We start from the raw sequence: 14,410 nt of genomic DNA on the forward strand, positions 1-14,410 counted from the left end.
ATGAAGACTAGAAAAACCTTGTTTCAATATCTTGTTGAACAACAACGTAATGAAAGCAAACTCGCTCCAGAAGTCAGATTGATTATAGAGTCAGTAGCAAGGGCATGCAGGACCATTGCCAACCTAACGGGTAAAGGTGATCTAAATGATGTGTTAGGTGAAACTTCTCATGAAAATGTTCAAGGAGAGGTTCAGAAAAAATTAGATGTAATTTCCAATGATGTTTTGCTCGAGGCAAATGTATGGGGCGGGCATTTGCTTGCGATGGCTTCTGAAGAGATGGAAGATATTCATAATATTCCTGAAAAATATCCTAAGGGCGAATATCTTCTTCTATTTGATCCGCTTGATGGCTCATCGAATATTGATGTAAATATTTCTATAGGCACAATTTTCTCAATAGTCAAAGCTGACAGTAAAAAACTAGAGAACCCAAAAATTTCTAAAGATATTTTTTATAACACTGGACGTCAACAAGTTGCCGCAGGTTATGCTTTATATGGCCCACAAACGCAACTAGTTTTTACGGTGGGAAATGGTGTTGTGGCTTTCACTCTAGATACGGAACTTGGTAGTTGGATTCTTACTAAAGAAAATATACAAATACCTGAAGATACCAAGGAATTTGCCATAAATATGTCTAATATGAGGCATTGGGATGAGCCTGTACAAAATTATATAAATGATTGTTTGGCAGGCACTACAGGTCCTAGAGGAAAAGATTTTAATATGCGATGGGTGGCTTCAATGGTTGCAGAGGTGCATAGAATCTTGCAAAGAGGTGGTATTTTTATGTATCCATGGGATAAACGTAATCCTGAAAAGCCAGGTAAATTGCGTCTTCTTTATGAAGCAAATCCCATGTCTTTAATCATTGAACAAGCTGGCGGTTTGGCTGTGGATACAGTAAATCCTATTTTAGATATTGAACCTAAAGACCTACATCAAAGAGTGAGTGTGGTCTTGGGTTCAAAAAATGAAGTAGAAACTTTCAAATCCTACTTCAAATAAAAAGAAAGCCTCAAATACGAGGCTTTCAACTATTTTCGTGCATCGTATCCTTCATAAAAATAAGACTGTTCAATACCTTTAAAAATTACCTCTCTATCTTCTATTCTATCTGTGAGATTATTTCCTAATAATGTACGAAGTTCTAAATCGTTTATCGGGCTTCTCTCCATAGCTTGGAGATAATCAATTTTATTAATCTTTGCCCAATCCACAACTTTTCTAATTCGTTTTTTTAAAATCATATCAAGCCAAATTCTTGTACTTCTCCCATTACCTTCCATAAAAGGATGGGCTATATTCATTTCAACGTATTTAGACACAATTTCTTCAAAACTAGATTCTGGCATCTTTTCAATAGCAGATAGAGCTTCCTTGAGATAAAGAGAGTTTGCAAATCGAAAATTTCCCTTTGAGATATTTTTTGTCCTTATCTCACCAGCAAATTCATATAAACCAGAGAATAATTCTCTGTGAATTTCTTTAAGGCCTAGAAGTGTATCTACTTCAATTTGATTTATTTTTCCGCTTAAAAAAAGATTCTTGGCGTTTTCTAAACTTTTTTTATCAATATCGTTGGTATTCATAGGCCCATAAATCACAAATAAAAATAATTATCTTCGTCTACCACCTAACAAAGATCCTAAAACTCCACGAATTAAAGAGCGTGTCATACGTGAAGCCTCATTTTTAACTGCTCTTTGTATTATGCCATCACGACGTCCCCCACGAGGACCAGTACTGCCGATCATAAAGTCTTTAAAAATTCCAACTACACCTCCACTTCCTTGTGCTTGTGCAGATTCTTTTTGTTGTAGCGCTTGAACTTCTGCAGCACGCTTTTGGAGTATTTCATAAGCGGATTCTCGATCGACAGTACGATCGTATTTACCGTAAACATGTGAAGAATTTTTAAGTTGATTTCTCTCAAGGTCAGTGATGGGGCCAATTCTAGAAGCAGGTGCAACAACCCAAGCTCTCTCTGTTATAGAAGGAGCACCTTTTTCATCTAAGAAAGAGATTAAGGCCTCACCCACACCAAGTTCAGTTATAGCCTGTTCGATATTAAGTTTAGGGTTTGGACGCATGGTTTCAGCTGCAGTTCTAACCGCTTTTTGATCGCGTGGTGTATAAGCACGTAAAGCGTGTTGAACACGATTCCCTAACTGACCTAAAACACTATCAGGAATATCTAATGGATTTTGAGTTACAAAATAAACACCAATTCCTTTTGAACGGCTAAGGCGAACAATAAGCTCAATTCTTTCTAATAATGCATCTGGTGCATCTTCAAAAACCAAATGTGCCTCATCAAAAAAGAAAACAAATTTTGGCTTCTCTAAATCCCCTACTTCTGGCAATGCCTCGTAGATCTCGGCTAGTAACCACAATAAAAACACTCCATATAGTTTAGGCGAATTCATCAATTTATCTGCAGCCAAGATATTAACCATGCCATTTCCGTTATGATCTACTCGCATTAAATCGAATATATCGAGCATAGGTTCTGCAAAGAATTTGTCTGCTCCTTGAGCTTCCAATTCTAGAAGTTTTCTTTGAATGGCCCCAACTGTAGCAGGCGATACGTTTCCGTAAGTACCTTGTATTTCAGCTCTACGATCTGAGACATGCTGCAACATGGCACGTAAATCTTTCATATCAAGGATTAACTGACCCTCATCATCTGCAAGTTTGAATATCAAGCTTAGTACACCAGACTGAGTATCATTTAAATCTAAAATACGTGACAGTAACAGAGGTCCCATATGACTAATAGTTGCTCTAATTGGATGTCCCTGCTCCCCGTATAAATCCCATAAAGTAACAGGACAAGCAGCAAAATTTGGTGTTGGAATACCATATTTTTCTAATCGAGCCACCAATTTTGGAGAGGCTTCACCAGCTTGAGAAATACCTGTTAAGTCACCTTTAACGTCAGCCATAAAAACAGGTACACCTAATTTTGAGAATGACTGAGCAAGAACTTGAAGAGACACAGTCTTACCAGTACCTGTGGCACCTGTTATGCAACCATGCCGATTGGCTAGTTTTGGCAACATATAAACAAAATCTTCACTTCCTTTAGCAAAAAGAATAGGCTCAGCCATGATTACCTCATACAAGTAAATTTAACTAGCTAATTATAAATTAACCCTAGTCTTGTTAAAATTAGTCATTTTATATTTAACAAATAGAGAAATTAAATGGCTGGACATAGTAAGTGGGCTAATATTCAACACCGTAAAGGACGACAAGACGCTAAACGTGGAAAAATCTGGACGAAAATAATTAGAGAGATTCAAGTTGCCGCAAGAGCTGGAGGTCCTGACCCCGATGCAAATCCATCATTACGTCTTGCATGGGATAAGGCTACTGCCGCAAATATGCCTAAAGATAATATAATGCGTGCGATTCAACGCGGAGCTGGCGGTGCAGATGGTGAAAACTATGAAAAAATCCGATATGAAGGCTATGGCCCTGCTGGTGCAGCCGTGATTGTTGAATGTATGACTGATAACCGCACAAGAACAGTTTCCGATGTTCGTCACGCTTTTACTAAACATGGGGGTAATTTAGGTCAAGACGGAAGCGTAGCCTTTATGTTTAAACATTGTGGACAATTCCTATTTGCTCCAGGTAGTGACGAATCACAAATAATGGACATAGGATTAGAGGCAGGGGCAGATGATGTTATTACAGACGAAGAAGGACTTATTGAAGTGACATGTGAGCCTTCTGATTACATGGCCGTGAAGAAAGCATTTTTAGATGCGGGGTTAACTCCAGAAGTAGATGCCATCATTATGAAACCATTAAACGAGACAGTTCTTGAAGGAGATGATGCCGTTAAAATGCAAAAAATTCTCGATCAACTAGAAAGCCTAGATGATGTTCAAGAAGTACATACTACAGCCGTTTTTGATGAGGCCGAATAGATGAACTTGCTTGTAATTGGCTCTGGTGGACGCGAACATGCAATTGCATGGAGATTGGCTAAATCCAATAAAGTCACTAAAGTGTATATTGCCCCAGGAAATGGCGGGACAGATCAAGAAGCGAAACTCGAGAACATTGCCATCTCAGATAATGAGGGGCTTTTAAAATTTGCTCTAGAAAACGGGATTGAATTTACTGTTGTAGGTCCTGAAGCTCCACTTGCTCAGGGTGTCGTAGATTTATTTCGCAAACATGGTTTAAGGATTTTTGGCCCTACAAAGGCTGCTGCACAGCTTGAAAGTTCCAAAGATTTTGCGAAAAATTTTATGATGCGTCATTCGATTCCAACTGCGGATTATAGGACATTTACATCGACTCAAGAGGCTCATGAATACTTGAACTCAAAGCAGGCACCGATTGTTATAAAAGCGGACGGCTTAGCGGCGGGGAAAGGTGTGGTAGTTGCGATGGATATGGACACCGCTCATGCGACTGTGGATGATTTTCTTGCAGGAGCTACTATGGGCGTAGCGGGTTCTCGCATTGTGATTGAGGATTTTTTAAAGGGCGAGGAAGCTAGTTTCATTGTTATGGTTGATGGTGAACATATACTTCCTCTAGCAGGCAGTCAAGACCACAAACGTCAATTAGATGGCGATAAGGGGCCAAATACAGGTGGTATGGGAGCTTATTCACCTGCTCCTATCGTAAGCGATGTAATTCATAATCGGGTTATGGATGAGATTATTCGCCCAACTATTGTAGGTATGAAAGCTGACGGTATTAAATACACAGGATTTTTATATGCAGGGCTAATGATTGATGATGGTCCAGATGAAACACGTTCTATAAAGGTTTTGGAATTTAATTGCCGCATGGGTGACCCTGAAACGCAGCCTATTATGATGCGTATTAAATCTGATTTCTCCGATATTGTAGGTGCTGCTTTAAATGGGCATCTTAACGAGGCAGAGATTGAATGGGATTCAAGATTTGCTGTAGGAGTAGTACTTGCTTCAGATGGATATCCGACTAATCCTAGAAAAGGCGATGCAATTAGTGGTGATTTGAGTGAATCTAATAATTGTAAGATTTTCCATGCAGGTACAAAAATTAACTCAGATGGAGATTTAGTTACTTCAGGTGGCCGTGTACTTTGCGTATGTGCTGTTGGTGAAGAATTGAAAACAGCCAGGAACATTGCCTACGAGAAAATTAAGAAAATAAATTTTGACGGTATGCAATATCGTACAGATATAGGCTGGAGAGCCTTAAAAGGAAATTAATGCATATAGCCTTATTGGGTGGGAGTTTTAATCCATTTCACAAAGCTCATCTCTCACTTGCTCTAAGTGCACTAAATTTTGGAGAAATTAAGCAAGTGCAATTACTGCCAGCAAAAAAACCGTGGCAGAAACCATCTCAGATGCTTGAAGCCGCTCATAGAATTGCTATGATTAGGCTTTCGATTGCAGGTCATCCAGACATATGCATTAACACAAGTGAATTAGAAAGAGATGGGCTTACATATACGATAGATACAGTTGAGGCATTGCCACCGGAGCATAAATATTATTGGATTATGGGCAGTGATCAGCTTCAAAATTTTACGACCTGGCATAGATGGCAGGATATACTTAGACATGTTGATCTGCTAGTGGCTCATAGACCATCCTACCCTCTTGAGATTCCTTCTGAGATAAGCGAAGAACTCAAAAAATTAAATAAAGAGATACATTTTCTGCAAATGGAAGATCAAAATTTATCTTCAACTCAAATTAGAGAAAAAATTAAAAATTCGCAATCTATTGAGGGACTTGTCCACCCAGAGGTTATAAAATACATTAATACTCACAATCTTTATAAAGAATGAATATTCAAAAACTTCAAAGAATCGTAGTCGATGCACTAGAAGACGTAAAAGCTCAAAATATCAAAATTTTCAATACAACCCATTTAACAAGTTTGTTCGACCGCATGATTATTGCAAGCGGTTCTTCGAATCGACAAACTCGTTCTTTGGCTAAAAGTGTTATTGATGCGGTTCGTAAGCATGATATTGAAATTATTGCACTTGAAGGCGAGGATAGTGGCGAGTGGGTATTAGTGGATATTGGAGATATTATTATCCATTGTATGCAACCACATATTCGTGCATATTATGATTTGGAAGCTGTGTGGGGTGGACGTCCAGTACGCATGAAACTTCTTCCTCAATCCACCATTGAAACACCGCCTTCTCATACTTACGATCCAGATTTGGATTAGTATGAAATTAAAAATTATCGCTGTTGGTCAGAAGATGCCTAAATGGGTTGAAGAGGCATATGCTGAGTATGAAAAACGCATGCCCCCAGAAATACAAGTCTCTTTGCATGAAGTAAAACCTGAACCTAGAACGTCGGGCAAAACAGCAAAACAAATGATGGCCGCAGAAGCTATCAGAATTGAGTCTGCGATTTCAAGCGATGCGTGGGTAGTTGCACTCGATGAACATGGAAAGGATTTGACCACCGTTTCTCTCTCTAAAAGGCTTAGTGAGTGGATGAATGAAAAACCTGAAGTGGTTCTATTGATTGGAGGGCCAGATGGTTTGGATGAAGTACTCAAATCAAAGAGTAATGAAAAATTGAGGTTGTCGTCGTTGACATTGCCACATCCAATGGTCCGTGTGTTGCTAATTGAACAGTTATACAGGGCATGGAGCATTTTAAACAATCACCCTTATCACAGAGCTTAGTATGGTCGATGATTTTAAAGAGACACCTATATCAAATAAGTTTCCAATAATATATCTTGCTTCTGAGAGTCCACGCAGACATCAACTACTTAAGCATATTGGAATTCGTCATGAAGTATTGCGTGTGCCTAAGCCTGAGGGCGAGGATGAACCAATGCTCGAAAACGAGAGACCAGAGGACTATGTGATTCGCACTGCATATGAGAAGTCAGATTTAGCTTGGGATTATGTACTCAATGATAAGCTTTACTATAGGCCCATTCTGACGGCTGACACATGCGTTATGATGGATGGCTATGTTTTAGGTAAGCCAAAAGATGAGATTGATGCGGCTCAGATTTTGCTTAAGCTTTCTGGAAAAATGCATCAGGTGCATACAGCTGTGGTGATAAATGTTAGGGGCGATAGGACATTGGCTGTTTCTCGCACGAATGTTTATTTCAAGAGGCTTTCGATGGATGATGTCTCTAAATATATAGAAAGTGGAGAGCCTTTCGGAAAAGCTGGTGCCTACGGCATTCAGGGCATGGCCTCAATTTTTATTGAAAAAATAGAAGGCAGCTATACGGGTGTGATGGGGCTGCCTTTGTTTGAAACATATCAACTGCTTTGTGGCTTGCGACTTAAAGCTTCCTAGATAGTTCTCTTGGAAGCGGAAATGACACGTTCTCCTCGATTCCAGCAACTTTTCTTACAGAAATCGCACCCATTTCGCGTAGTCTATTAATTACATTTTGCACAAGCACTTCTGGGGCAGACGCACCTGCCGTAATGCCTATAGATTTTTTTCCTTCGATCCACTCTGGCTTAATCATATCAGGATCATCAATAAGATATGAAGGGCAATTAAGGCGTTCAGCCAACTCTCGAAGCCTATTTGAGTTAGAACTATTTGTACTTCCTACAACGAAAAACACATCGCATTGGGGGGCAATGATTTTGACTGCATCCTGACGATTTTGAGTTGCATAACAGATATCGGCTTTTTTGGGGGCAATGATATTGGGAAATTTTTCATGTAAGGCTTTTGTGATTAATGCTGTATCATCAACTGATAATGTGGTTTGAGTAACATAGGCCAAATTATCTGTATTTGGTATATCTAAATTGTGAACATCCTCAACAGTTTCGACAAGGTACATATTGCCTCGGGCTTGACCAAGTGTACCCTCAACTTCTGGATGTCCTTTATGTCCAATCATAATCACTGACCTACCCGCTTCATGCATTTTTTTTACTTCAATATGCACTTTTGTAACTAGGGGACAGGTTGCATCAAAAACACGCAATCCTCGCGCTTCGGCTTCCTCCCTCACTTTTAGAGAAACCCCGTGAGCAGAAAAAATTACGATAGAGCCTTCGGGCACTTCATCGAGTTCGTCGACAAAAATGGCTCCCTTTTCTCTTAATGACTGCACAACAAAACGATTATGAACAATCTCATGACGAACATAGATGGGTGCCCCATGTAGCTCAAGTGCACGCTCAACTATATCTATCGCTCTGTCGACGCCTGCACAAAAGCCACGTGGTTCAGAAAGGAGAATCTCTGCATTTGAATTATCTGTCATTACATAACTCCAATAATTTTTACTTCAATATGAAGTGCTTGTCCCGCCAGTGGATGATTAAAGTCGATAATAACATTCTCTCCGTCCCTACCCTTAAAAAGACCAGAATAACGAGAGCCATTTGGAGCTGTAAATTCTATTCGATCATTGATTTCAAAAACTGGGATATCATCTGATCCATTGATTACGGCATCCTCCAATATAGTTTGAACTAGTTCTGGATTTCTTTCTCCAAAAGCTTCAGCTGCGGAAAGTTCAAAACTAAAATGATCGCCCTCTTTATGACCAATTAGTGGAGCTTCCATAGTTTCTGCCCACTGCCCTGAACCCATAAGAAGTGTTGCTGGTGGACCATTGAAGGTATTTATAAATTCTTCCGCTGGCAATGCTCCTGTTTTTAAGAGTATTTTGTAGTGGAGAGTTAAGTATGAATCATTATGGATAGTTTTATCATCCCGACTAGTCATAAGGATTAATTTCCATCAAAATCTGGTTTTAAAGTTATTTATTTTAATCACTATGTCAATTTTAAGTTTAGATACACCTACTGAAAAACCAAGAGAGCGTCTCATTAAGCATGGGCCAGAGGTTTTATCGACTGCAGAATTACTTGCTCTGATATTAGGAAGTGGCCCTAAGGGGCAGCCTGTAGTTGAATTTAGTCAAAAATTGCTCACAAAGTTTGGAGGCTTAAGACAACTTTTAAATGCCCATTCAGAAGAGTTATATGATATTCACGGTTTAGGCCTAGCTAAAGTTACGCAACTTATGGCTTTACATGAAATAGCAAAGAGAATTTTAGAAGAACCCCTAAAAGAATATCCTGTACTACAACAAGCAAGTGCAGTGAAAAGATATTGCATTCATACAATTGGCAATAAAACCGAGGAAAACTGCCTGCTTTTATTTCTCAATCATTCTTTTAAACTTACTCATTCGGAAATTGCAATTAAAGGGACAATTGACCATGCCCCAATTTATCCTAGAGAAATTGTAAAAAGTGCTCTTAAACATCATGCCGCTTATATAGTTTTGGCTCACAACCACCCTTCTGGTGAGCCCCAACCAAGTAAACCCGACATAGAAATAACTAGAAAATTGCGTGATGCTCTGGATTTAGTAAATATTAAACTTATAGACCATATAGTCTGCACAAGATTAGAAGCTAAATCAATGGCTGAGATGGGGTTAATAAATGATTAATTGTGCAATGGCCTATTAAACCTATGATTTTGTTAAAAAATTAAGACGGATATACCAAATTTGGGATCTAATATGTGGAAAAGTTTTTAATTTTTGATACAATCCTAGATTACTTTTAGGATACGTGAATTAAATTTTATTTGATTTGGCGACCCGTACACATAAGGATAATCATGAAAGAAGGCATTCACCCAGAATACAGAGAAGTTGTTTTCCAAGATATGCAATCAGGTAAACAATTCATTACTCGCTCTACTTTGAATTCTCGCGAAACTATTGATATTGACGGCAAAACATATCCACTATTTAAGTGTGACGTGACCTCTGAGTCTCACCCTTTTTATACTGGTGCTCAAACTCGTATTGTTGAAACTGGTCGCGTGGAGAAATTCCGTGCCCGTTTCGCACGTACTCAAGGTACTATCAAAAAATAAAAGATTTAGTACAAATTCAAAGTACTAAAATATAAGGCAAACGCATCTAGTTTTGGGTTTGCCTTTTTTATTATGAATTCAATCCGTAAAACACCTGCCCGATTAGCCAGTCCTGCGGCTTCCAAACTACCTAGAAGAATACTCTACTGGGTTATGTTTGCGTTCATTTTCGCAGGGCTTTTTGGGCGTGATCCATGGAAAACTGAGGATGCAGCAGGCTTTGCCAGTATGCTCACTTTAGTAAGAGATTTCTCTAACGGATTTGACTTAAGTGCTTGGCTAACTACACATATATCTGAAATTCCCTTTTATGGTGAGGGGCCTTTGAATTCTATTATTGGGGCTATTTCTATTCTAATCTTTGCCCCATTTTTAGAACTTTTTCTTAATCCCTTAGACGCTCAAATCAATGCCGCACGCATACCTAATGTTTTTTACTATTTCTTAATTCTATGGGGCATTTGGTATGGGACATATTTGCTAGCTAGGAGAAAGGAGGCACAGCCATTGCCACTTTCATTTGGAGGGGAGCCTAGGCCAAAGGACTATGGGAGAATGATTGCTGATGTTGCGTACTTCTTTGGCATAGCTACTGTAGGAATTATTATTCGGGTTCATGAAACGAGCTATTTCCCTCTTCTTATGGCTTTGCATTCTATTGCATTCTACGGTTTTGTGCGAATTATAGATAAAAAACCTCAAGGCGTTATAGCTTTAAGTTTCGCTTTTATAGGGTCATTGGCTTCTTTTGGTTTTATTGGTTTGTTTCCATTACTTATAGTCAGTTTTGTTCTTCTGATTCTTCCTGCCTATGATGTACGTACAAAATTAAATTTGCTTATTCCGTTGATTACCACGAGTGTTGCTTTCTTCTTGTGGGACTGGTATGTGCGTCAAAGCAATCCTAACTGGCTAGACGGTTGGTACCTGCATAATTTGAAGATGGCTTTTGAGCTTAAAACTGAGGATACATTAATTAAGATTCGCGATTTAAGTTGGTACCTCTGGCCTAGCTGGCCATTTGCCTTAATAGCAATTTATAAATGGGCTCGATGGATTAAAGAGTTTCACATTTTGATTCCCTTTTTATTTTACGCATCGAATCTAATTGTTATATTTTTCTTCAGCCCTGCATATGACCTTTATTATGGACCCATTATGTTTGGCAATGTTGCCTTGGCCGCTATGTGTATTCCTACTCTAAAACGTAATGCTATCAATATTCTCGATTGGTTTAGCATTATGACTGTGTCTATTGCTCTGTTGACAGTGTGGTTTGGATGGATTGCACTTCAAACTGGATGGCCAAGCAAAATTAATTTCAACATAATGAGATTAATTACTGGTTACGAAATTACCATCAATTGGATTGAAGTATTTGTTGGTGTTGTGGTCTGCATTTTATGGATTATGCTTTTAAACTGGCGCTTACGAAAACAACCACAGGGCCTATGGCGAGGACTGATTGTGACTGCAGGGGGGCTTACTTGCGTTTGGTTTTTACTCTCTTTGCTTTGGCTACCTCTAATAAATTACAGCCGATCTTATAGAATTGCTGGTGAAGATTTAGCGAGGGAAGTTGCGGGGGCATTGCCACCTAATGCATGCGTAGAACCTATAAATGTTGGTCTTGGGCAGCTAGCTGTTTTTCATATTTTTTCCAATTTAAAATTTAGTAAAAACGAGTGTCAGTTCGCTTTTCTTCAAACAAACAAAAACAATCCAATTTCTTTAAGTAAAATCTCTCCACTGGCCACAAACTCAGTGTTATGGGAAGGAAATAGGCCTAGCGAGCGCCACGGAGAATATTTCATTCTTCTAAAAAATAGGTAATCATGTCTACTTACAGTAATGCGATATTTAAAAAGTTAATTTCAATGATCTGGCCTATATTAATAGGTCAGCTAGCTGGTATATCATATGCAGTTTTAGACACAATGATGCTTGGAAATTACAGCTCAACTAGCTTGCAAGCTATGAGTTTAGCTTCTGCCATATTCGTTACTATAAGCATTAGTTTAATGGGGGTAGTGCATGCAATTATCCCGATAATATCTCAGCTAATCGGTGCTCGAAAAAATTCTGAAGTTGGGATTTTTTGGGGCCAAGGGACATGGCTAGCCTTGATATTATCTCTAGTTGCTGGGCTACTTATGCTATTTCCAGATTTGTGGCTTTCAATGTCAGGGGATGTCTCAAAAGAGGTACGAGATGAAATTACAATTTATTTGCGGATAAGTTACTTGGCATTGCCAGCTATGCTTATGTATAGGGCTGTATATGCAGTGAGCACATCTTCTCAGCATCCACGACATATCATGTACATAAGTATTGTGGGGACTGCATCAAAGGCGATTTTAAATTGGATTTTGATATTTGGAAAATTTGGTCTACCTGAGTTGGGAAGTGCTGGGGCTGGTCTTTCTACCTTGATTGTAAGCTGGATTACCTATGGTATAGGTTTATGGATTTTATTCGGTAACCCCGTATATAAAAAATACAAGCTTCACTTAGGTCGCCCGACATTTAAATATATTAGGCAAATATTGAAACTTGGTATTCCTATGGGGGGTTCATATCTTGTAGAAATAAGTATATTCACATTTATGGCTTTATTCGTTGCTAGAGAAGGCAAATTCGTTTCTGGGGCCCATCAGATTATGACTAATTTAGTCGCAGTGATGTATATGATCCCTCAATCGATAAGCATTGCAACTTCAGCTTTAGCGGCTCAAGCTATTGGTGCAAGAAAATATATTCTCTCCTATAACACCGTAAAAATTGGCACTTATTTAGTTTTGGCTGGATATGCCATATTAGCTGTGCTTGTAATAGTATTTAAAGAGCCGTTAGTCTCTTTATACACAAACGATGCAAATGTAGCAGAAATCACCTTAATTATGATTTCGATAATTCCATTCTTCCATTTAGCTGATGCTTTGCAATGTTATGTTCCATATATATTGAGAGCTCACAAAATTGCTACCGTACCATTTGTGACTCAATCGATTATCTTATTGGGTATAGGGATGATAGGAGGATTTTATTTTGGATTCGGTTCTGGCAAAGGCGGAGTTACGTTTTTAACTGACTTTATTGTGCCTGGTGCTCCCGTTGGTATCTCTTCCATGTGGACTATGATTACTATTTCTCTTTATGTATGTACTATTATTTTGGGCTCTTGGTATATTTTTGTAATACGTACTCTACTTCCTAAATCTAGAAAAAATAATATGCCTTTTTACTACAAAAAAGAGCTACTAAAACGCAAAAAGTCATAAATTTCAATAAGTTAATTGCATATAAAATATTTTTAGAATAAAATGAACGTTTTCCTATTTGGAAATCACATAAGGTTGGTCTGAGCCAAAAATACAGATCTTTTAACTTAACGAGGTAAATAATCATGGCTAAAGTATGCCAAGTAACCGGCAAGCGCCCAATGTCCGGAAATAATGTGTCACACGCACATAACAAAACTAAAAGACGTTTCCTTCCAAATCTTCAAACTCATAGATTTTGGGTTGAAAGTGAGAACCGTTGGGTTCGTCTACGCATCTCTTCTAATGCTTTACGTACTATCGATAAAAAAGGTATTGATGCCGTTTTAGCTGATATGCGTAAAAACGGTCAATCAGTTTAATAGCATAGGAGATAGATATGGCTAAAGGTATTCGCGAAAAAATTAAACTTGAGTCTTCAGCAGGCACAGGTCACTTCTACACTACTACTAAAAATAAACGTAGCATGCCAGATAAAATGATTATCAAAAAATATGATCCTGTTGCTCGTAAACATGTAGAATACAAAGAAACTAAGCTTAAATAATAAGAATTCACATATGATTAAGCCCACCTGTGACGGTGGGCTTTTTTGTATCTTGGGCTTATCGCAAGGGTCCAAAGGACCCTTACTACTACCAACTATACTTAAGACCAATTTGACCTTTGATTCCTGAGCGATCTTTGCTGCCTACATTAGTCTGTACTCTTATATCACCATATAGGTTCAAAGACTTACTCATAGATGCTTGTCCTCCTAAGCCAATCTCTAAGAATGTGCGGTTGAATTTCTCTTCCACATTATCCTTACCGATTTTCACTTTCGGATTTGATGTTATATCTGTGATTAAGTTAGCTGTCATATACACCGAGCTGCCTACTGCAGATGCTTTAGGGGCTAAGTCATATCCCATCCTTACACCAACTCTGCCTCTTAGGGCATTTGCATCCACTCCCTTGACTTCACGAGCTTTGTCTTTAAAATCATCTAGGCTTAGATGTTGGTAGGCAAGCTGTGCTTGTGGTTCGATAAATCCACCTGCAGTACCAAGTGCAAACTTATGTCCAATCTCTGCCGATAGCAACGCACTCCAGCCGCTTTGATCAACCTTAATACCATTGCGTGCATTGTATTTGTTTTTAAGCTTACTCACTTGTCCTACTAAATCAAAGTACGAACCATTAGGGTTATAGTTAGTGTGATAGACTCCTAGGCTTAGGGCATCTGTTGTGATA

The 14,410-nt window shown here is 38.6% G+C and carries 18 protein-coding genes; 13 read left to right on the plus strand and 5 right to left on the minus strand.

The window, feature by feature from the left end; all coding sequences use genetic code 11:
• Positions 1-1,011: a class 1 fructose-bisphosphatase gene (locus T432_RS0101825; RefSeq protein WP_028883945.1), complete on the plus strand. Its 1,011-nt coding sequence runs from the start codon at positions 1-3 to the stop codon at positions 1,009-1,011.
• Positions 1,012-1,040: 29 nt separating this feature from the next.
• Here T432_RS0101825 and fic read toward each other — a convergent pair whose 3' ends face one another.
• Both fic and T432_RS0101835 read right to left on the minus strand, forming a co-directional pair.
• On the minus strand, positions 1,041-1,595 hold the full coding sequence (gene fic, locus T432_RS0101830; RefSeq protein ID WP_028883946.1) for a protein adenylyltransferase Fic: 555 nt from the start codon (positions 1,593-1,595) through the stop codon (positions 1,041-1,043).
• Positions 1,596-1,622: 27 nt separating this feature from the next.
• On the minus strand, positions 1,623-3,116 hold the full coding sequence (locus T432_RS0101835; protein ID WP_028883947.1) for a helicase HerA-like C-terminal domain-containing protein: 1,494 nt from the start codon (positions 3,114-3,116) through the stop codon (positions 1,623-1,625).
• Positions 3,117-3,212: 96 nt separating this feature from the next.
• Between T432_RS0101835 and T432_RS0101840 the strand changes: the two genes are divergently transcribed.
• Genes T432_RS0101840 through T432_RS0101865 form a run of 6 tightly spaced genes read left to right on the plus strand, consistent with a single transcriptional unit; the run spans position 3,213 to position 7,322 of the window.
• Positions 3,213-3,944 carry a YebC/PmpR family DNA-binding transcriptional regulator gene (locus tag T432_RS0101840; protein ID WP_014111251.1) on the plus strand — a complete coding sequence of 244 codons (732 nt, stop codon included), beginning with the start codon at positions 3,213-3,215 and terminating at the stop codon, positions 3,942-3,944.
• Positions 3,945-5,231 carry a phosphoribosylamine--glycine ligase gene (purD, locus tag T432_RS0101845; protein ID WP_028883948.1) on the plus strand — a complete coding sequence of 429 codons (1,287 nt, stop codon included), beginning with the start codon at positions 3,945-3,947 and terminating at the stop codon, positions 5,229-5,231.
• Positions 5,231-5,818 carry a nicotinate (nicotinamide) nucleotide adenylyltransferase gene (nadD, locus tag T432_RS0101850; protein WP_028883949.1) on the plus strand — a complete coding sequence of 196 codons (588 nt, stop codon included), beginning with the start codon at positions 5,231-5,233 and terminating at the stop codon, positions 5,816-5,818. Before purD ends, nadD begins: the two co-directional genes overlap by 1 nt.
• The gene (gene rsfS, locus T432_RS0101855) at positions 5,815-6,213 is read left to right on the plus strand and encodes a ribosome silencing factor (protein ID WP_014111248.1); all 399 of its coding nucleotides are present in this window, start codon (positions 5,815-5,817) and stop codon (positions 6,211-6,213) included. Before nadD ends, rsfS begins: the two co-directional genes overlap by 4 nt.
• A gap of 1 nt (position 6,214) precedes the next feature.
• Positions 6,215-6,685: a 23S rRNA (pseudouridine(1915)-N(3))-methyltransferase RlmH gene (rlmH, locus tag T432_RS0101860; RefSeq protein ID WP_015551979.1), complete on the plus strand. Its 471-nt coding sequence runs from the start codon at positions 6,215-6,217 to the stop codon at positions 6,683-6,685.
• 1 nt (position 6,686) lies between these two features.
• Complete coding sequence (locus T432_RS0101865; protein ID WP_028883950.1) at positions 6,687-7,322, plus strand: Maf family protein; 636 nt, start codon at positions 6,687-6,689, stop codon at positions 7,320-7,322.
• Here the strand turns inward: T432_RS0101865 and ispH are convergent.
• Positions 7,309-8,256, minus strand: coding sequence for a 4-hydroxy-3-methylbut-2-enyl diphosphate reductase (gene ispH, locus T432_RS0101870; RefSeq protein ID WP_028883951.1), 948 nt, complete (start codon positions 8,254-8,256; stop codon positions 7,309-7,311). The two genes, T432_RS0101865 and ispH, sit on opposite strands and share 14 nt — an antisense overlap.
• The gene (locus T432_RS0101875; protein WP_028883952.1) at positions 8,256-8,723 is read right to left on the minus strand and encodes an FKBP-type peptidyl-prolyl cis-trans isomerase; all 468 of its coding nucleotides are present in this window, start codon (positions 8,721-8,723) and stop codon (positions 8,256-8,258) included. Before T432_RS0101875 ends, ispH begins: the two co-directional genes overlap by 1 nt.
• 52 nt (positions 8,724-8,775) lie before the next feature.
• Between T432_RS0101875 and radC the strand changes: the two genes are divergently transcribed.
• From radC to rpmG, 6 genes are all read left to right on the plus strand, one after another.
• Complete coding sequence (gene radC / locus T432_RS0101880; protein WP_028883953.1) at positions 8,776-9,459, plus strand: RadC family protein; 684 nt, start codon at positions 8,776-8,778, stop codon at positions 9,457-9,459.
• A gap of 173 nt (positions 9,460-9,632) precedes the next feature.
• Positions 9,633-9,893: a type B 50S ribosomal protein L31 gene (locus tag T432_RS0101885; RefSeq protein WP_014111242.1), complete on the plus strand. Its 261-nt coding sequence runs from the start codon at positions 9,633-9,635 to the stop codon at positions 9,891-9,893.
• Between the two features lie 72 nt (positions 9,894-9,965).
• Positions 9,966-11,726 (plus strand): ArnT family glycosyltransferase, encoded by a 1,761-nt coding sequence (locus tag T432_RS0101890; RefSeq protein WP_028883954.1) that lies wholly within the window; start codon positions 9,966-9,968, stop codon positions 11,724-11,726.
• Positions 11,727-11,728: 2 nt separating this feature from the next.
• Positions 11,729-13,174 (plus strand): MATE family efflux transporter, encoded by a 1,446-nt coding sequence (locus tag T432_RS0101895; protein WP_248646256.1) that lies wholly within the window; start codon positions 11,729-11,731, stop codon positions 13,172-13,174.
• 125 nt (positions 13,175-13,299) lie between these two features.
• The gene (rpmB, locus tag T432_RS0101900) at positions 13,300-13,536 is read left to right on the plus strand and encodes a 50S ribosomal protein L28 (protein ID WP_015551972.1); all 237 of its coding nucleotides are present in this window, start codon (positions 13,300-13,302) and stop codon (positions 13,534-13,536) included.
• A gap of 17 nt (positions 13,537-13,553) precedes the next feature.
• On the plus strand, positions 13,554-13,721 hold the full coding sequence (rpmG, locus tag T432_RS0101905) for a 50S ribosomal protein L33 (RefSeq protein WP_014111238.1): 168 nt from the start codon (positions 13,554-13,556) through the stop codon (positions 13,719-13,721).
• Between the two features lie 88 nt (positions 13,722-13,809).
• Here rpmG and T432_RS0101910 read toward each other — a convergent pair.
• Positions 13,810-14,410: autotransporter outer membrane beta-barrel domain-containing protein (locus T432_RS0101910; protein WP_028883956.1), on the minus strand; the 601-nt coding region annotated here is incomplete at its 5' end.

It is taken from the genome of Taylorella asinigenitalis ATCC 700933 (genome assembly GCF_000687755.1).
In the GTDB taxonomy this organism is placed as follows: Bacteria; Pseudomonadota; Gammaproteobacteria; order Burkholderiales; family Burkholderiaceae_B; genus Taylorella; species Taylorella asinigenitalis.